This window comes from Gordonia effusa NBRC 100432 (genome assembly GCF_000241305.1).
Taxonomy (GTDB): Bacteria; Actinomycetota; Actinomycetes; order Mycobacteriales; family Mycobacteriaceae; genus Gordonia; species Gordonia effusa.
Genome location: NZ_BAEH01000036.1, coordinates 1 through 19,064 on the forward strand (window position 1 = coordinate 1; position 19,064 = coordinate 19,064).

Below are 19,064 nucleotides of genomic sequence, written 5' to 3' on the forward strand. Positions count from 1 at the left end.
TCGTGGCAGGCCGGTTGGCCGGGTGCGACAGCAACGGCGGATGCTCCCGGAAATCATTTCTCCCTACTCGAATCGGAGTCGGCATCAACCGCCGCCGCGATCGACACCTGGTTTAGTTCCCTCGAAAGGAAAGTTGAATGCCCGTGACACATCCCTTCCGTTTCGGCTTGGGCAAAATCGAAATTCCGTCCCCCGACCTCTGGCAGAAGAAGGTGATCGAGGCAGAGTCGCAGGGCTTCGACATTGTTCTGGTCCCCGATCATCTTGGTCGGACCGCCCCATTTCCCGCTCTGGTGTCCGCAGCTGCGGTCAGCGATTTGCGAATCGGCACTTTTGTGCTGAACTCGGGCTTCTACAACTCCCACCTCCTCGCACGCGACGTGGCGACAACCGATCAATTGAGCAACGGCCGGTTCGAGTTGGGCCTGGGCACGGGATATGTCCACGAGGAGTTCGCGGCTTTGGGCCTCGACCCGGGCAGCCCCAAAGACCGGGTCGATGCCCTCGAACGGACTCTCACGGAATTGCACGCGATTTTCGACGATCCGGACTCGTTACCGCGTCCGGCGCAGGACCACGTGCCCCTGCTCGTCGCCGGGAACGGTGACCGGGTTCTACGCATCGCCGCCCAGCACGCCGACATCGTCGGCTTCATCGGAATGCGGTACGACCCGACGGCTTTCGGTGGTTTACGCCCGATCACGCACGACCAATTCGCCGAACGGATCGCCTACTTCGATGATGTAGCCGGTGCGCGCAATAACTCAATCGAACGCAATCTGCTGATTCAGACGGTGGTTCAGACCACCGATCGCGAGGCGGCATTCGATCACATCTCACAGACCCAGTTGCCGATCCCCCGCGAAGAACTCGAGAACTCGCCGCTATTCCTGATCGGCGAAACGTCAGATATCGTCGACCAGATTCACCGACTGCGCGAGGACTACGGTATCTCCTACATCACGGTGATGGATATCTGCCAAGACGCATTCGTCCCGGTCCTCGAACGCCTGGGCGGCCTATGACCGACCCGCGGCGCACGGTCATCGCATTACGAGCTGGGGGCTGGCACCCGGGCGCCGCTAAGGGAGCCCGGCCCCAGGAGCTGACTGACCAACTGATCAGCGACGCGACGATGGTCCTCTGCGCACAAACACCTCCCGCACATCTGGCCATCGATAACCACATGTGGGTGGCGGAGGGCGACGAACAATGGGTGCAGGGTGAGGTCGGCGCGGTCCAACTGGCGGATCATCTCGCGGGCGCTACTGGAACCACCCTGGTCCCGACAGTTGCCGTCGCAGATATCGACGCCGCGATACTTACCGACCAACCGACGCCGGGAGCGCTTCCAGTGGATATCCAGGTTCGGGTAGGCAAGCTCGCCGATGATCAGTCGCCGGTGGCGTCGCCATATCCACCCGCGGTCGACCTGAGCAGTCCGGACTTCCTGGGCCCGATGGCCGCGCGATTCCAGGTCGCCGAACAGTCGGTCGCCGCTATTCGTGCTGAGGTCGTCGCCCGCGGTTGCCGGCCAAGGCGGCTGTGGGCACTGGCACATATCTCCGCCCCCTATCGATTTGCGGCGGCGATCTGCGACCGCATCGCGGTCACGCCGGGCGTTACCGGGACCCGGTCGGAGATTCTGCATGAACTGACGGAACTGACGAGCGCCGCTGGCTCGCGTCCACTGATCTACGCCGACGTCACGGCGTGCCTCGGCGAAACCGCCGTGGCCGCCCGTGCCCGAATGTCCGATCTCGACGAAAGGGTCGGGGAGCCATTTCGCTGCGATACGGAAGTGGTTGTCGGTAGTGTCGACGACCTCGCCCGCTGGTGCACGGAAACTATCGCTGCCGGGTTCGACGGCGTGCGGGTGCGGCCCTGCGGCCGTGCCGACCTTGCCTACCTAGTGCGTTCGTTCCTTCCATCGTCAGACCGCACTGATCATCGGTAGACGTTCAACCGTGAGGTGCCAACTGTGCGAGTTGGTACCACTCGCACAGACCAGCTCGTCCTGACACACCGAGCTTGCGATAGACCCTCGTAAGGTGTTGTTCGACGGTGCTCACCGTCACAAACAGTTGTTCAGAGATCTGCTTATTGGTCAGCCCCATGCCGGCATGGTCGGCGACACGCTGTTCGGCCGAAGAGAGCACCTGTTGTCGCGGCGCCGCACGGGCCCGCTGCCGGCTTATGTCCTCGGGTACGGAGTCACCGCACGCGGATAACGCGGTCCGAAGCTGGCTATTCACGCCGATCGCAACGGTCGTGTCCTCATCGCGAATTGCTCCGTCAAGCATCGACAGGGCTCGACTCGCGACCGATGGCAGGTCACCGCCTGGCGACTCGAGCTGCGTGGTCAGCAGGGCCTCCGCGGCGGAAAAATCTCCGATGCGCATCAACGCGTCGGCCGCATCGACTCGCCACGGCAGGAAGCCGGCATGGTCGATTCCCAGAATCGCCATGTGTTTTCCGCACCGCACGAATTCGTCATATCCGGCGTGAAGGTGACCATGGGCGACATACCAGTGACCGCGCGCGTAGAAGTATTCCAGAAGGCTGCGTGTATGACAGCGCCCAGCCGTGGAGCGGGGCAGGGAGGGCAGCGCATCGTCGAAACCCAATGCGATCGAGGCCCGCACCAAGGTCGACAGCGGCGACCCAAGATGTGTGCCCCAGCACTGTTCATTCATTCCTGCCAGCGCAGCCGTTGCCTGCTCGTGGGCCCGCTCGGGATGTCCGGCACGGAGTTCGAGCATGCCGGATATCGAAAGCAGAAATGCCCTCAGAGCGATCATCCCCCGCTCGGTGACGTCCTCGATGAGTTCGTCGCACCACTCCCGTGCCGCATCATTCCTGCCCGCGTAGACCAGCGTGAGCAGCGCCGACTCGACACTCATGAACGAGTTGTACGAGATCGGCTGAGACCGCAGGGCCGCCTCCGCACGCGACGCGACTACCGCGGGGTCAACCCCCTGGGTGAGTTCGGTCAATCCCGCGCACGCACCCCAGGTCGTCTCGTCCGCCGGACGATCTGACAGTGATTTCCGCACGTCGGCGTCGATAACAGTGGTATCGAGCCACGCGAGCACCGCTCGCGCGTCATCTGAATCATCTAAATCACCGTGTTCCGCAACTCGACGAACCGTGTGCACAAGCGCGTTTACTAGTTCGGCCGATCCGTGCCAGACGACTGCATGCGCCAGCATCGACAATCCCGCGTCGTCGAGTCCGCTGGAAGTGACCGTGTCCGCGACCTCGTCCATAGTTCGCAAACCCGCTGCCGGGTTGCGCAGCAATGTTGCTTGGGCGCGCACCACGACTGCGGCGAATTCCCTCGTCGTCGAGGGCGCCGACTGCTCGGCGAGGGCGGCCAGGGTAGCGGCTTCGGAAAACTCGTCGGCGGCGAGCGAAGCCTGCGCCGCCTGTAACAAGGTCGAGTACACCCACTGGTCAGAAGTCGTCGGCGACCTGGAGAGGTACCGGGCCACTCGGACGGGCGATTCGGCATTTTGATAAAGGAACTCGGCTGCCCGACGGTAGAGCCGGTTACGAACGGTGGCTCCCATTTCCTCGAGGAGAATATCGCGAGCCGAGCTATGCCGGAACCGACCGGCTTCCAGTAGCCCGGTGTTCTCCAAAGTTTCGAGAAGTTTCGCCGCCGCCGCCGGACTGGCGTCGATCATATGCGCCAGCAGGTCAATGTCGACCGGCGAATCGATAACAGCAAGACCGCGAGCGAGTTCGACAAACGGCGGACCGCTTCGGTAGATGCATCCCAGTGCGGCCGCGGCGAATTCCTCCCCTACGGCTGGGCTGAGGTCTGGCTCACCGCCGAGTGGTTGTTGTGCCTCGGTGTCCTCGATCAAAGCCCGCAACAGCAACGGATTGCCGCCGCTGTAACGATGCCACAGCGCGGCGTGTTTACGGGCAGCGAGTTCCCCTATCCCCGACTTCGCCACCACTTCGGTTACGGCTTCCACGCTGAGCGGTCGCACTCGAACACTCACGAAATGCGGCTGACGGAGTAAACCCACGTCGATCAGCCGGTTGGCGTCACTCGACGTGGGGCGCTCGATCGACGTCGCTACCAGCGCGACTCGCGCCGTGTTTAGTCGCTTCGCGATGTATAAGATGACATGCCGCGATGCCATGTCGGCTAGATGCAAATCGTCAATGACCAGAGCTATCGGGGTCTGCACCGCGGCCGACGCGAATGCGGACCAGATCCGGTGCATGCCAGCCGACGAGACATCACAATATCCGGCGTGTTCGCCGGGAGTGCGACGGCGAACATCATTGCGGCATTCCTCGATGAGGTCGCGCAGTTGACCGTGTTCAGTCTCTTCCGGCAGGCCCGTGAGCAATTGCTCAATGACCGCGAGAGGAAGGTCGCGTTCGGAGAGTGACCCGGTTGCCATGAGTACCCTACAGTCCGCCTCGTCGGCGAACTTGGTGAATTGCAGGAGAACCTGCGTCTTGCCAGTGGCGGAGGGACCGGTGATCAACGCTGAACCATGGCCACCATCGGCAAGCACCCGTGCGAGAGACGCCAGTGTCTCAATCTGCGTCTGGCGTTCCACAATCATGTGACTACCTCGTTGGACTGTTGCTTCTACCAAATCTGGCCGGAGCTAATGTGAATTGCGTGATCTTTTGCCAGCCTAAGGTCAAAACGGGTTCCCCTCCAGTCGAGGGCGCGGGGACAGCACGTCGCGGGATCAAATCACGCGGATCGAAACTCCACCGACGCGGTGGACGGAACTGATCAGGCCAGTATCCACCCGCCGCCGACGATCGCCGTCGCACCTACCCCCTATCGGATACCCCTAGTTACATAGTGTGGGGTTACCACGTCGGGTACTCAATAATTAGCGTCGACTCCGTGGTGGACCTCCGTGTGCGAAAGACCTTGCTGCCGACATTCGGGCACCGTCAGAGCTCACGTGCAATCGTGATTCTTTTCATCGCGGTGACTTGCGTTGCCTGCGGTGCGACATCGGCCGGTCGGTCCGACGACAGATCGCTCATGTTCGCCCTTGCGACCAATCCGATCTGCCTCGATCCGCAAGTGAGCACCCAAGACGTAGTGAACACCGTCACCCGCGGAATCCTCGATTCCCTCGTCTACGAGAAACCCGATCACACGATAGCTCCCTGGCTGGCCTCCAGCTGGGAGGAGTCGCCGGACCTCACCAGCTATGTTTTTCACCTGCGGCGTGACGTCATTTTCAGCGACGGTTCGCCCTTCGACGCCACCGTGGTCAAGACGAATTTCGATCGCATCGTCAGCCCCGCTACCAAATCGCAGTATGCGGCGACTCTGTTGGGACCGTACGTCCGCACCGACGTTGTGGACCGCTACACCGCGCGGGTGGTGTTCGCCTCTCCGTTCGCCCCGTTTCTAATCTCAGCCGCAACCCCGAACCTCGGCATGTTCTCGACTCCAGCACTGACGAAGAGTTCCGAAACTCTCTGCAGCGGTGAAGGATTCGTGGGCAGCGGCCCGTTCACACTTGGAAGTTTCTCGCGCGGGTACAAGATTGTGCTGAACCGCAATAGTCGCGCTCGACCCACCGCCCGCGACATCCCGCTTTCTCGGCTGGATTCGGTGGTGTTCCGCATCCTTCCCGAAGATCGCACTCGGTTGGGCGCGATAGCGAGCGGGCAGGTCGACGGAGCCGACTCAATTCCGACCACGCAGATTAAGACTATTGAGCACAGCTCCGAGTTGACCCTTCGTCAAATCGCTCCGCCCGGCATGGCCTATTCGTTATATCTCAACACTTCGAAGTCGCCGTTCAACGATCCGCGCGTGCGACAGGCATTCGCGCACGCGCTGGCTCTCGACCAGACAGTGAGCGCGGTATACGGCGGGCAGTACCCGCGCGCTCATGCCGCCTTCAACATTTCCAACATCGATTCCCACCGAACGGATTCAGGCCCAACTGCCGGCATCGCTTTCGACCGGGGAATGGCCGAACGACTACTCGACGACGCGGGTTGGAAACGCACCCCCGGCGCTCAAGTCCGCACCCGCGGCGGCACACCGCTGGACATCGTCTGGCCGGCACTTCCCGCTTCTCATATCGGCGACAAACGAACCGTGCTCGCATTCGCGATGATTTCCGATCTCGAACGTATCGGTTTTCATGTCGTGCACACGAACACCGATACCGGCATCTATAGCCGCCAGCTCAACAGCGGCGACTACGACGTGGCGGACCTCAGTTGGTCGGGTACCAATCCCGATGCGTTGCGGCAATTCTTCGGTAGTACCAACGCATTGCCGCGCGGTCAGAACATCTCGCGGCTGGACGATCCGTCAGTCGATAACGCGCTCGCGACTGCAACCACCTCTGCTGATCCAGACGTACGCAAACGCCAATACGCACTGGTACAAAAACGCGTCGTGGAGACGGGCGCCGTTGTCCCCGTTTACATCCCGCAACGTGTGATCGCGCTCAAACGATCGGTTGATGTCACTTTCGGGGCCGACGGCAGTCCGCGATTCCTCGGCTTCGGGGGTGCCAGATGACGACCACCACGCCCCCGTCCGCGCTACATGCGATGTCCTCCGCGGGTGGTGCGATACTGCGGGCGGTGGGCACCAGACTACTTGCCGCGTTCAGCGTAATCGCCGGTGCTGCTCTAATAGGTTTCCTTGCGCTGCAACTACTTCCGGGCGATCCTGTGGATCGGTTACTCGGCGCGAATACCTCAGCATCGCCCGCGGTACGCGCGAAGATCGTTGAAGCGTATGGATTTGATCAGCCGCTCTACGTGCGTCTGGGAACCTACGGATGGCATCTACTCAACGGCGACCTCGGCCAGTCGTATCAACTACAGGAACCGGTCACCGAAGCTATCGGCGCACAGCTGGGACCGACGCTTCAACTCACCGCGGCGGCACTGCTCATCGCCGTCGTCTGGGCGTACCTGTCGGCACTGATTTCGATACACAATCCGGGAGGCTGGGCGCGCGGACTTATCGAGGCATGGGAGGTCACCGTAGCGTCGGCGCCCCCATATTGGATCGGAATATTGTTGGCGTCGGCGTTCTCCTTTCGGTGGCGACTATTCCCTATCGCCGCCGCCGACGGCGCCGCGGCGCTCGTGTTACCGGCGCTCACCCTCGCCCTCCCCATCTCCGCGGTACTGGCGCAGGTATTCCGAGACGCGTTGTCCGGGGCGATGAATCTGCCTTTCACAATGACTGCGCGCTCACGCGGACTCACCGAATGGCAGGTGGTCACTCGACATGTCCAGCGCCACGCGATTAATCCAGTGATCACATTGGCCGGCTGGGTCACCGGGAGCCTTCTCGGCGGTGCGATCGCGGTTGAGACTGTCTTCGGTCGACCCGGCCTTGGCGCACTCACCCTTCAAGCGGTCAGTTCCGGAGACGTCCCGGTGGTAATCGGGGTCATTATGTTCTCCGCGGTGGTGTTTGTGGCGATCGCACTTCTCTGCGATGCCGTCTACCCGATCGTCGACCCGCGACTGAGGAAGGCCGAACGGTGAGTACCGCCGATGTCGACGCGCCACCAGAGGTGATCCACCCTGCCAACCGATGGACGCGGTTGACGGCGGCCGGACGCCGGCTTGATCTCACGACGGTTCCGGTGATGGCATCGGTGGCCTTCCTGGGGTTCATCCTGTTATGCGCGGTGTTCCCTCATCTACTGACGTCGCATCAGCCCGTCGCGCCCGACATGTCGGCGACATTGCTCGGCCCGGAAGCGGGCCATATCTTTGGAACCGACGAACTCGGGCAGGACGTGTACGCGCGCGTCGTCTTCGCGGTACGACCCGCCGTGCTTGTGGGAGTGGGTTCGACCGCGATCGCGGTCGTGTGCGGCGCGATACTCGGCATGGTCAGTGCATTGACGAAGCCCCTGATCGATACGATAACCATGCGACTACTCGACGTATTCGTAGCGCTTCCGTCACTCCTGCTGGCGTTGCTTATCATTGCTGTCTTCGGCACCGGGACCGGTCAAATCATCGTTGCGGTCGGAGTAGCGTTCATCCCTCCCTATGCCCGAATCGTCCGCGGCGAGACAGTGTCGGTCAGAGACTCGCTGCACATCGAATCCGCTGTGGGACTGGGAATCTCGCGATCACGAATCGTGCTGGTACATATTCTTCCCAATGCCGTTCGTCCGATTCTTGTTCTTGCCACCATCGGCTTCGGAACCTCGTTATTATCCGCCTCGATCCTCAGCTTCCTGGGCCTGGGCGTCCAACCACCGGCGCCGGACTGGGGAACGATGCTCTCGGGCGCGCGCGACTACCCGGATCAATGGTGGCTGGTCCTATTCCCCGGTCTCGCGCTGACCTTTACCGTCGTCGCGGTCAACATCGTTGGCCGTACGTTGCGCGAGCGCAACGACAAGGAGCGTCGATGAGCGCCCAATACGATAGTCCACCAACAGTTTTCAGCCCATACCTGCTGACCGTTCGCAACCTCTCGGTGCGGATTCCGGGCCCCAGAGGCGATCAGACCGTGGTGCGGGGCCTCGATCTGGACATCGCGCCGGGCGAATGTGTCGCGCTTGTCGGCGAATCCGGTTCCGGCAAGACCGTCACGGCGCGCGCGTTGAGCGGGCAACTTCCGGCGGACTGGTTGATCACTGCCGACGAATTCAGTTATCTCGGTGAGGATCTCAGGAAATCGACGACCAAGCGCTGGCGGGAGCTGCGGGGTGGCGAAATCGCCTTGATGGTTCAGAACGCATTGATTTCACTCAACCCCCTCCACCGGATTGGGGCGGAGGTGGCCGAAGCGTTACGGATACATCGCACGGTGCCAAGTCGCGAGCGTCCCTCGCGGGTTCTGGAGCTACTCACCGACGTCGGGATCCCAGATCCCGAAGTCCGCGCCAGACAGTATCCGCACGAACTCTCCGGCGGACTGCGGCAGCGAGCCCTAATCGCATCGGTGGTCGCGGCGGACCCTAAGATACTCCTCGCCGATGAACCGACAACCGCCCTAGACGCAACTGTGCGTCGCCAGATCGTCGACTTGTTATTGGCACTGAAGTCGACGGGAATGGGGCAACTTTTGATCACCCACGACCTGTCGATGGCGGCGATGATCGCCGATCGAGTGGCGGTCATGTATCGCGGCGAACTCGTCGAGTTCGGGCCTGCGGCACAGGTGCTCAGCTCGCCCGCCCACGAGTACACCGCAATGCTCGCCGCGGCGGTGCCGTCGGTGACCGAGCCGCGCCGTCGCCTTGGTCCGGCTCATCCGGCGGGAATAAGTCCACGCTCGGCGACACGCGATACGGAACTCGTGTTGCGCGCCGCGGACATCGTGAAAGAGTTCCAGCTTTCCCGTACAAAACGCGTCGGCGTTGGCGGAGTCTCCTTCGAGCTGCGCGCGGGGCGCACACTCGGGGTTCTGGGCGAATCCGGTTCGGGCAAAACAACATTGGCACGTATCGTGCTTGGACTGACCAAACCTGATTCGGGCAACATATTCATCGGCGATCAAAACTGGACAGACGCGAGTGAACGTGAGCGCAGACCGATGCGAACCGAGATTCAGGGAGTTCATCAAGATCCGGTGAGCTCCTTCGATCCGCGAGCGACAGTCAGGGACGTCCTTCTCGAAGCAATCCGGGCGGAGTCCGGTGATGACGAGCCGCGAGAACGCATGAACGAACTTCTCGACCTCGTCGGCCTCTCGCCATCAATCGGCGAAAGGCACCCACGGACACTTTCCGGGGGCCAATGCCAGCGCATCGCCATTGCGCGAGCACTCGCTCGCCGTCCGCGCATCCTGGTATGCGACGAGCCGACGTCGGCGCTCGATGTCTCCGTGCAGGCTCGCGTCCTCGATCTGCTCAAGGACTTACAGGACGAGTTAGGGATGGCGATGCTGTTCATCTCACATGATTTGGGGGTGATTCGGCACGTGAGCGATCGGGTTCTAGTGATGAAGGATGGCGCCGTCGTCGAGGAGGGCGCCGTCGACCCGGTATTCACCTCTCCTACTCACAGTTACACTCGCGAATTACTCGGATCGGTCTACACGGGCGCCCTGGAGCCGACATATGCGTGACGAGCCAAGGACGGACAACCCGCGCGTGATCGCGGTGGTGGGCGGCGGCCCCAAAGGGGCCTCGGTCCTCGAGCGGATCTGTGCGAATGCCCCGGCCTGCCCCACGCCGATCACCGTTCATATCATTGACCCCGACGAGATCGGGTCCGGCCGGGTATGGCGAGACACGCAAAGTCAACTGCTGCAGATGAATTCGCGGGCCGAATCGGTGACAATGTTTACCGACGACACCGTCGTCATGGACGGCCCGCCTTGTCCCGGGCCGTCGTTATGGGACTGGATCGCCGAGGTGAAGCAGCAGCGTTACACCTTCGACCTTGATGAGGATCTGCGTCGCGAGATCGAGGTGTCCACCGAGACGTCGTTCGTCAGCCGTCGTTTACAAGGGGCATATCTGAGATGGTTCTACCGTCGGGTGCGGGATGCTGCCCCGCCGTCGGTGACCATCATTGAGCACCGCGCGATCGTTGAGTCAGTCACCGAGCTGACGGTTTGTGGCGAAAGAGAAGAACGATACGAGCTGCGACTGAATCAGGGCACGACACTGAGAGTGCACGCATTGGCCTTGTGTATAGGCCATAGCGATGTGCTTCCGTCGGAGACCGAAGGTCGGACGGCGGTTTTCGCCGAGCGTCACAACCTTCGCTACTGGCCTCCCGGATACACCGCGGACCTCGACTTCAGCTCGATTGAGGCCGGAAGCGATGTCGCGATTCGTGGAATGGGTTTGGCGGCGATCGACGCCGTCACACTGCTAACGGCAGGCCGCGGCGGCACATTCGTTCCAGGTTCCGGGGGCCTGACCTACCGACCCTCCGGTGAAGAACCACATCTAATCCTCGGTTCCCGGCGCGGTGTCCCCTATCGGGCGAAGCGAGACTGCCGACCGATAACGCGCCATGAGCCGCCACGGTTCGCACGGGCAGAAGCGATCATGTCACGTCTTCAGCCCGATGAATCGATCTCGTTCACGCGACACCTGTTGGGACCGATACTCAAGGAAATGTCGTGGGCCTACTACCGCGAGTTCTACGCGCGTCATCCTGCCCGGGTAACTATGGAGTTCGATCAGTTCTCCAATGCGTTTGCCACCTACGAATGGGACGAGGCTGCACTCGACGAGGTCATCTCATCTGCGATCGCCCCTGCGGATACCTTCGATGCCCGCATCCTGGAACGACCGATGGCCGGGCGGAGATTCGATTCTCGGGCGGAACTACAGTCTTGGATAACGGCCTACCTGCGTGCGGACTATTGTCAGGCGGCCAGTAGCGAGTACAGCCCAGAGGCAGCGGCAATGGCGTCGATGTTGGGGATCTTCCGCGAACTCGGCATCATCGCAGCTTCGGGCAGGCTGGACGGGGAGTCTCAGTTGCGGGGCGTCGACAGATGCTGGTTCAGTTTCTTCAGCTTTTTCGGAAATGGGCCACCGCGGCATCGGGTAGCCGAATTGTTGGCACTGCAACACGCCGGCATCGTAGAGTTCTGCGGTCCGGATATGACGGTATGCGAGTCCGAACTTGAGCAACGGTTCGTCATCGGGAGCCCTGCGGTGCCCGGCACCGTCGCAGCCACCACACTGATCGACGCCCGCCTGCCGGAGCCCTCGTTCACTCGATCGGCGAATGATTTCATCAACTCACTACGAGCCCAGGGAATGGCCGTCGAAGAAGCGATCGCCCTAGGTGATCGACGCGTGGGCACCGGTCGGATGCACACCACCTCGCAACCGCCCCGGCTGGTTGATGCTGGCGGTCAGTTGCGCCGCGAGATCTCTGCACTCGGACCGCACACCAGTCAGCGCGCCGCGGGGGCCTTTTCGCGGCCGCGGTCTAACGCGCCCGGATTCCGCGAGTCCGACGCTGTAGCCCGAGGGCTGATCAGTGGCTGATCTCCACAACTTCGCCGGTCGGCGCCGCAGCGGTTCGCGCCGAGATCTCCGTTGGCAAGAGAATCGCGTCGAGGAGACCGGGAAATCTGACTTCCAGGTCGTCGCGGCGGATCTCGATTCGCCGTGTACGGCCGACGATCGTCGTCGTGGTCAAACCTGCTTCACGAAGCACCCGCCAGTGATGGGAAACTGTCGCAGGCGTCAGGTCGACGGCACCGGCGACGACACTGCAATCGATCGGTTCGACTCCCTGGTAGATCGCACGCATCAGCGAAAGACGAACCGGGTCAGCGAGCGCCGCGAGCACGGTGGTCAGATCAAGCGAGTCGACCGTGGGTTGTGGAACGATTCGCGGCATTTCTTCTCCAGTTTCAGTTGCGCGTGTCTTCAAAGGATTCTACAGTGATCGATATGGCGACTATTAGACAAGAATCGAACAATCTAACTATAGCCCAGCTGCTCACGTTATCCATCGGAACTTTCACTCTCGGCATCGACGGCTTCGTGCTGGCCGGGTTGCTGCCGGACGTCGCATCGGACCTACACGTCAGCCAGGCCACCGCGGGCCAGTTGACCACGGTTTTCGCGATCGTGTACGCCGTGGGATCACCGTTGATCGCAACCGTCACCGGTTCGTGGGACCGCCGCCGGCTCTTGGCAGGCGGCATGGCCATCTTCGTAGTCGGCATGCTCTTTCAGGCGCTCGGCCCGGTATATGTCACCGTTCTGATCGGACGAATCCTCGCTGCCATCGGCGCTGCCGCATTCCAAGCGAACGCCTTTGCGGTTGCAGGCCTGCTGAGTTCGGAGAAAGAACGGCCACGATCGTTGGCCTTCGTCGCTACCGGGACGTCGCTGGCCCTCGTCGTCGGATTGCCCTTCGGAGTACTACTCGGCCAATGGCTCGGCTGGCGAGGAGTGATGTGGGCACTCGTAGTACTGGCGGTGATATCAGGAGCATTCGTCGCGACCCTACCGGCCGCTCACACTCCGGCCACCAGCCTCCGAACCAGATTGACCGTCCTGGGTCGCGGCCCCGTCGTCGCACTACTGATCGGCACCTGCCTCTCCTTGATCCCGGCATATCTGGTTCTTTCCTACGCCCCGAACGTGCTGCGCGGATCAGGAACAATCGTGATCGTCGGCATGCTCGCCTTCGGAGCGGGTCAGGTCGCTGGAACGCGTGTAGTTCCGCGAATCATTACTTCCCGGAGCGCGCTGGTGGCGATGATCGTCGGCTCGACCGGCGGTTGCGCCGCACTGGTGGTGCTGTCGGTCGCGCAGCACTGGAGCTGGGCCGCCGCGATCGTTTTCGCGGCCGTCGGCTTTTTCGCGGGTCTATCGATCGTTCCACAGCAGAACCGCTTCTTCTCGATCGCACCCGACGTCGCACCGGTTGCGTTGGGCCTCAACGGTTCCGCAACCTACGCTGGATCAGCGATCGGCGCTGCTGCAGGTGGAGCCATTCTCGGAACGGCAAGCGCCACGTGGATTCCTCCGATCGCCGCCGGCGTTGCGCTGATATCGGCGGTCTACCTCTATCTCAGCGCCCCGGAAAAGCGAGTCTCCTCCCCGGCAGCACGAGTTTCGGTGGCGTGAGGCATCGAGAAAGATCACTCACCCGTAGCGCTCGAATAGATCGTCTCACCAAGGTCTCGATACACGCACGTCTCGCTTCGCTCGGCGAGCGCACTCGACCAACCACGACAACCGCTGGTCGAGTGCCGCGGGCTGCCAGGCCGAGCCTCCCCAACCGCTGGTCGAGTGCCCAGCGAGGCGCTAGCTAGCCGAGTCGGGTGTATCGAGATCCCCGCACGCTAATCCTCACCCCTGTATTCGCGCAAATGGTTGCGCCGCTTCAAGTTCGAAGCACAGCTCCAGCAGTGTCTGCTCCTGCCCCAGATCGGTGCAGTAGTGCAGGCCGATCGGCAAATCGTCCGATGACTGAGCCAACGGAAGGCTCACCGCGGGAGTACCGGCGGTATTGTTGATCGGCGTGAACGACACGTAACGCACCAGCCGGTCGAAAATCTCGTCGAAATCCCCGGCCGGATCCAAGTAGCCGATCTTCGGTGTCGTGTGTGCCAAGGTCGGCGACAAGACGACGTCGAAATTCTCATACACCGCACGGAATTTCTTGGTTTGGCGTTTGAGTCCACGCAATGCGAATGGCGTGCGCCAGAAGTTCCGCACGAAGTTGCGAGACAAGCTGCGGGTGAACTGGTCGAGTTGAGCTCGATCAAACCCTTTGTCTATCAACCGCTTTCCCATGAACTCCAATGAAAATGCCAGCAGAGACCAGTACTCGGTGAAATCCCGGATATAGCTCCGGTCAACTGGCACCGGAACGAGATCGACCTTATGACCCAACGATTGCAGGAGTTCGATATTCGCATACAGGGCGTCGTTGGTGTCGCGGTCCAACAGCGCACCGGTCAGCGGCTGAGTGAGGGCCGCGATCCGCAGTCGCCGATCACTGGGCCCTTCAACCAACCCCAACGCCGGCATTTTCTTTGCAGGAGAGAACTTTTGACTGTCGGCGAGGAAGTGCGCGGTGTCCCGCACGCTCCGCGACACGATGCCGTTGGAGATGATGTCGATCGGCGCTGCCTCCCCCTCCACGGAGGCGATCACCCGACCTCGACTTGGCTTGAACCCGACCAATCCACATGCGGCAGCAGGGATTCGGATCGAACCGCCGCCGTCGTTGGCGTGGGCGATCGGTAGTGCCCCCGCGGCGACGAGCGCGGCTGACCCACCCGACGAGGCGCCCGCCGAATACTCGGTATTCCACGGATTGCGTGTCGGCTCACGGTCCACGAATTCAGTGGTCGCGGTTAGGCCAAAGGCCGGAAGTGTTGACGCCCCAACGATATTCATCCCCGACGCCAGCAGTTGGTCGGTAAAAGGCTCATTGACGGTTGCCGGCACGTCGGGCACCGCCGCCGATCCGTGCATCGTCGGCAACCCCTCGAATAGCGTGTTGTTCTTGATGACTGACGGCACACCCCTCAACGTCCCTGGGGCGAACTTGTTGGCAGCGGCTCGTGCCAGCGCACGCTCGCGGTCATCGACGACAATCGCATTAATTGCCGGCTCCACTTTGTCGATCCGAGCAAAAGCCGCGGTAGCTGCGTCGAGCGCGGTGAACTCCCCCGCCGCGATAGCCCGAGCTACCCCCACCCCGTCGAGGTCACCGAGACAATCGTCACCGAATGCGTGAACACGTTTCATGCGGATCGACGGTACACGGCTATCGAAACCGAAAGGTTGCCTTGCCGCCGAGCCACATCGGCGCCTCATAGGACACCCCGACATGCTGGCCGGGATAAACCTGCACCGGCTGATCGATCGGGCCGAGTGTGCCCATGTATCGCGTATGGATGTGGAGGTGGTGAACACCGGGAGCCACTTCGAAAACAGCTTCACCCCACTTCCGGCCACGCTCGGCACCGTCGATCGCGATGAGCGGTCCGGTGAAATACAGGAAAAAGCCGAGTGGCATGAACGAAGTGTGGATGTGAATGAACGAACCGCCGCCCGGTTGAGGTTGCGGTCCGGCGAACTGCTGCTGGGGATACGGCTGCTGATATCCCTGCGGCGGCGGCGCCTGCGGCGGATATCCCTGCGCCGGTCCGTATGGCTGCTGGCCCGGCTGCGGTCCCTGTGGATAGTTCACGATCGACAACCTACCGTGATAGTCGACGCCAGGCGTTCTCGACGAGGATCCGGCGTAATTCACCCCAACCCGAGACCCCGCCCCGCACCTGGAGTATCAAGGTAGTCATGCAGCTGACACTCAACGCCGATGAAGCAGCATTCCGCGAGGAACTGCGTACTTTCTTCACCACCCAGATTCCGCAGGAAATCCGTGATCGCGCAGCGGCCGGTGACCTTCGCTACCCCGACGACATCGTCGAGACCACCCGCATCCTCAACGCCAACGGCCTCTGCGTGCCACACTGGCCGGTCGAATGGGGCGGCAAAGATTGGACGCCCATCCAGCGTCACATTTGGCAGGAGCAACTGAACCTGGCGAATGTGCCCGACCCACTGCCGTTCAACGCCAGCATGGTCGGCCCGGTGATCGCCGAATTCGGATCACAGGAGCAGAAGGAGAAATTCCTTCCCGCGACGGCGAACCTCGACATCTGGTGGTGCCAGGGATTCTCCGAACCCGAGGCTGGCTCCGACCTCGCCTCGCTAAAGACCAGAGCCGTCCGCGACGGCGACGAGTACATCGTCAACGGCCAGAAGACCTGGACCACGCTCGGTCAATACGCGGACTGGATCTTCTTGTTGGTCCGCACCAATCCGGATGCCCCCAAACGGCAAGCGGGTATCAGCTTCCTGCTGGTCGATATGAAAACCCCGGGCGTGGAAGTTCGACCGATCCAATTGATCGACGGAGGCTACGAAGTCAACGAAGTCTTCTTCAACGACGTTCGGGTACCGGCGGAAAACCTTGTCGGGGAAGAGAATGCCGGCTGGTCCTATGCCAAGTTCCTTCTGGGCAACGAGCGCAGCGGGGTGGCCCGCGTCGCGGCATCGAAGATTCGCATTTCGCAAGCCAAGCAGTTGGCCGGCGAGACGAAGACGGCGAACGGCACGCTGCTCGACGACCCATTCTTGGCATCGCGCATCGCCGAGTTGGAGAACGAATTGCTCGCCCTCGAGCTCACCCAGCTCCGCGTGGTCGCATCGTCAGCTGATGGAAAGCCCAACCCGGCATCGTCGCTGCTGAAGCTGCGCGGAAGCGAATTGCAGCAGGCCGCAACGGAATTGCTCGCCGACATCGCCGGTCCCGACTCCTTGGCGGTGGCCGCACTCGATGCCGACGCTCCCAACGGCTCGGCTGACATCGATGCCGCCACCTGGGCCCAACTCACCGTCCCGACCTACCTCAACTACCGCAAGGTCTCGATCTACAGCGGCTCGTCGGAAGTCCAGCGTCAGATCATCGACAAGGCCGTGCTCGGCCTCTAGGCCGCACAATTCGAAAGGTATTGAGTACCAATGGATTTTGAACTCACCGAAGAGCAGCAGATGCTGCGTGAAGCAGTGCGCGATCTACTCACCAAGGCCTACGACGTCGAGTCGGTCCGCAAGGTCACCGACACCGAATTGGGGTGGAGCCCGGACGTGTGGAAGCAACTCGCCGAGATGGGCATCCTCGGATTGACCATCGACGAGGAAAACGGCGGGGCCGGTGCCGGCCCGATCGAGGCATCGATCGTGCTCGGCGAACTCGGCCGGTCACTAGCTCCCGAACCTTATCTCGACGCCGTCGTCCTTCCCGCATCGATTCTGTCCGCGACCGGCGACGCCGCCGCTGCCGAACTTCTGCAGGGCCTCGCGTCCGGCGAACTGCTGATCGCCTTGGCACACAACGAACCTGGTGACCGCTGGCCAAGCGCAGCTGTAGCGACCACCGCGACGGGGGACGGCGACTCAATCACCCTCACCGGTACCAAAGCTCCCGTGCTGCACGGCGATTGCGCCAACAAGTTCATCGTGTCGGCTCGCAGCGGCGACGCCATCGGCCTTTATCTCGTCGATGCCGAGGCAACGGGCTTGTCCCGCAGCAACTTCCGGACCCACGACCGCCGACGTGGCGCACAGGTGACCTTCGACAACACTCCGGCCGTCAAACTGGCCGGCGACGCGGCATCGATCCTGGCCGACGCGGAGATCACCACGCAGACCGCATTATGCGCCGAAGCCGTCGGCGCGATGGAGAAGTCATTGGCTCTCACCGTCGAATACCTCAAGACACGCAAGCAATTCGGCGTGACGCTGTCGACCTTCGAAGCGCTGACGCACCGCGCCGCGGATATGTACGTGCTTCTCGAGTTGGCCAGCAGCCTGAGCCTCTACGCGACCGCGCGTCTCGCCGAAGGTAGCTCCGACGCGATCACCGCCTCGCGTGCCAAGCTGCAGATCTGCCGGTCGGCTCGCACCATCGGGCAGGAAGCCATTCAGATGCACGGCGGCATCGGCATGACCGCCGAGTATCCGGTCGGTCATTACGTGAGTCGATTGACCGCCATCAGCCACACCCTCGGAGGTGCCGACGAGCACCTGGCAAAGCTGACACAATCGGTGCGGGACTGGGACATGGTGTCACCGGTCTGATTCGGCGAAGAGGGAGAACTGCAGATGGTCGAGATGCTCCGTGACAACATGGCGTCGAGCGCGTCCTACGGGCTCATCGCGGTGGCGGCGCTCGTCGCCGCCTTCGGGGCTCTCGATCTGGTTACCCCGGGGAGTCTGCGCAAACTGGTGTGGATCGACCACAACCGAAACGCGGTGATTCTGACCGTCGCCCAGGTGATCGCCGTCGCGCAGATCCTCACCGCGTCGATCATGGCGGGTACCGGCCTGGAACTGTGGCGCTCGATCCTGTTTACCCTGGTGTACGTCTTTATCGGGATCGCCATGCTGGCCTTCTCGTTCGTCTTGATCGACTGGCTTACACCGGGCAAACTTGGCTCGTTGGTGCTCGAAGGCAATACCCCGACAGTGTGGATCAACGCCGCCGTTTTCGTCGGAATCGGAGCCGTGATGGCTGCGGCACTGACCTTCTAATAGGGTGACGGTCGACATCTTGTTTTACCGAGAAGGGATTCGGCCATGGCAGCGCCACTGATCGAAGCATCCATTGATATCGACGCCAGCCCCGAGCAGGTGTGGGCTGTTGTCTCCGACCTCAAGCGCATGGGCGAGTGGAGCCCGCAGTGCCTGAAGATGATTATCCGCGGCAACCCGATTTCGCTGGGCACCCGCACGATCAACGTCAATCGCCGTGGCCCGCTGGTGTGGCCGACTACCGCGAAGGTCGTACGCTTCGAGCCTAATAAGGAATTGGCTTTTCGGATCACCGAGAACCACACGGTGTGGAGCTACACGCTCACCCCGAATGCCGCGGGCGTCACGCTCACCGAGCGCCGGGAAGCGAAGAACGGCGAAACCACCACTGTCTCAAGGGTTCTCATCGACCGCATGTTCGGCGGAGCCGACTCTTTCGAGGCCGAGCTGCACGAGGGTATGAATGAATCCCTCGGCAAGATCAAGCGCGCCGCAGAGGCTGGGTAACAC

General features: G+C 61.9%; 16 protein-coding genes. 12 read left to right on the top strand and 4 right to left on the bottom strand.

What is annotated here, in order from left to right; genetic code table 11:
* The first annotated feature begins 137 nt into the window (after positions 1 to 137).
* Positions 138 to 1,025, top strand: a complete 888-nt coding sequence (locus tag GOEFS_RS05510; RefSeq protein WP_007316901.1) for a TIGR03621 family F420-dependent LLM class oxidoreductase — start codon at positions 138 to 140, stop codon at positions 1,023 to 1,025.
* A complete protein-coding gene (locus GOEFS_RS05515) occupies positions 1,022 to 1,957 on the top strand; it encodes a hypothetical protein (protein WP_007316902.1) in 936 nt (311 codons plus the stop codon). The genes GOEFS_RS05510 and GOEFS_RS05515 overlap by 4 nt, the downstream gene beginning before the upstream one ends.
* Positions 1,958 to 1,961: 4 nt before the next feature.
* Here GOEFS_RS05515 and GOEFS_RS05520 read toward each other — a convergent pair whose 3' ends face one another.
* Positions 1,962 to 4,592, bottom strand: coding sequence for a helix-turn-helix transcriptional regulator (locus tag GOEFS_RS05520; RefSeq protein WP_007316903.1), 2,631 nt, complete (start codon positions 4,590 to 4,592; stop codon positions 1,962 to 1,964).
* A 296-nt stretch (positions 4,593 to 4,888) separates the two neighbouring features.
* Between GOEFS_RS05520 and GOEFS_RS05525 the strand changes: the two genes are divergently transcribed.
* From GOEFS_RS05525 to GOEFS_RS05545, 5 genes are read left to right on the top strand one after another with little or no spacing between them, the layout of a single operon-like run.
* Positions 4,889 to 6,541 carry an ABC transporter substrate-binding protein gene (locus tag GOEFS_RS05525; RefSeq protein WP_138917898.1) on the top strand — a complete coding sequence of 551 codons (1,653 nt, stop codon included), beginning with the start codon at positions 4,889 to 4,891 and terminating at the stop codon, positions 6,539 to 6,541.
* Positions 6,538 to 7,527 (top strand): ABC transporter permease, encoded by a 990-nt coding sequence (locus GOEFS_RS05530; RefSeq protein ID WP_007316905.1) that lies wholly within the window; start codon positions 6,538 to 6,540, stop codon positions 7,525 to 7,527. The genes GOEFS_RS05525 and GOEFS_RS05530 overlap by 4 nt, the downstream gene beginning before the upstream one ends.
* Entirely contained in the window at positions 7,524 to 8,414 is an 891-nt protein-coding gene (locus GOEFS_RS05535) for an ABC transporter permease (protein ID WP_007316906.1), read from the top strand. The genes GOEFS_RS05530 and GOEFS_RS05535 overlap by 4 nt, the downstream gene beginning before the upstream one ends.
* Complete coding sequence (locus tag GOEFS_RS05540; RefSeq protein WP_007316907.1) at positions 8,411 to 10,075, top strand: dipeptide ABC transporter ATP-binding protein; 1,665 nt, start codon at positions 8,411 to 8,413, stop codon at positions 10,073 to 10,075. Before GOEFS_RS05535 ends, GOEFS_RS05540 begins: the two co-directional genes overlap by 4 nt.
* A complete protein-coding gene (locus GOEFS_RS05545; protein ID WP_007316908.1) occupies positions 10,068 to 11,966 on the top strand; it encodes an FAD/NAD(P)-binding protein in 1,899 nt (632 codons plus the stop codon). Before GOEFS_RS05540 ends, GOEFS_RS05545 begins: the two co-directional genes overlap by 8 nt.
* Here the strand turns inward: GOEFS_RS05545 and GOEFS_RS05550 are convergent.
* Entirely contained in the window at positions 11,956 to 12,324 is a 369-nt protein-coding gene (locus GOEFS_RS05550; RefSeq protein ID WP_007316909.1) for an ArsR/SmtB family transcription factor, read from the bottom strand. The two genes, GOEFS_RS05545 and GOEFS_RS05550, sit on opposite strands and share 11 nt — an antisense overlap.
* A 53-nt stretch (positions 12,325 to 12,377) precedes the next feature.
* Between GOEFS_RS05550 and GOEFS_RS05555 the strand changes: the two genes are divergently transcribed.
* Positions 12,378 to 13,565, top strand: a complete 1,188-nt coding sequence (locus GOEFS_RS05555) for an MFS transporter (protein ID WP_138917900.1) — start codon at positions 12,378 to 12,380, stop codon at positions 13,563 to 13,565.
* A gap of 225 nt (positions 13,566 to 13,790) precedes the next feature.
* Here GOEFS_RS05555 and GOEFS_RS05560 read toward each other — a convergent pair whose 3' ends face one another.
* Both GOEFS_RS05560 and GOEFS_RS23600 read right to left on the bottom strand, forming a co-directional pair.
* Positions 13,791 to 15,200 (bottom strand): amidase, encoded by a 1,410-nt coding sequence (locus GOEFS_RS05560; RefSeq protein WP_007316911.1) that lies wholly within the window; start codon positions 15,198 to 15,200, stop codon positions 13,791 to 13,793.
* Positions 15,201 to 15,219: 19 nt separating this feature from the next.
* A complete protein-coding gene (locus GOEFS_RS23600; protein WP_007316912.1) occupies positions 15,220 to 15,645 on the bottom strand; it encodes a hypothetical protein in 426 nt (141 codons plus the stop codon).
* 107 nt (positions 15,646 to 15,752) lie between these two features.
* Here GOEFS_RS23600 and GOEFS_RS05570 point away from each other — a divergent pair, with 107 nt between their 5' ends.
* From GOEFS_RS05570 to GOEFS_RS05585, 4 genes are read left to right on the top strand one after another with little or no spacing between them, the layout of a single operon-like run.
* The gene (locus GOEFS_RS05570; protein ID WP_007316913.1) at positions 15,753 to 16,952 is read left to right on the top strand and encodes an acyl-CoA dehydrogenase family protein; all 1,200 of its coding nucleotides are present in this window, start codon (positions 15,753 to 15,755) and stop codon (positions 16,950 to 16,952) included.
* Between the two features lie 30 nt (positions 16,953 to 16,982).
* A complete protein-coding gene (locus tag GOEFS_RS05575; protein WP_007316914.1) occupies positions 16,983 to 18,101 on the top strand; it encodes an acyl-CoA dehydrogenase family protein in 1,119 nt (372 codons plus the stop codon).
* A gap of 24 nt (positions 18,102 to 18,125) precedes the next feature.
* Positions 18,126 to 18,554, top strand: coding sequence for a DUF350 domain-containing protein (locus GOEFS_RS05580; RefSeq protein ID WP_007316915.1), 429 nt, complete (start codon positions 18,126 to 18,128; stop codon positions 18,552 to 18,554).
* Between the two features lie 45 nt (positions 18,555 to 18,599).
* The gene (locus GOEFS_RS05585; RefSeq protein WP_007316916.1) at positions 18,600 to 19,061 is read left to right on the top strand and encodes an SRPBCC family protein; all 462 of its coding nucleotides are present in this window, start codon (positions 18,600 to 18,602) and stop codon (positions 19,059 to 19,061) included.
* The last annotated feature ends 3 nt before the right edge of the window (positions 19,062 to 19,064 follow it).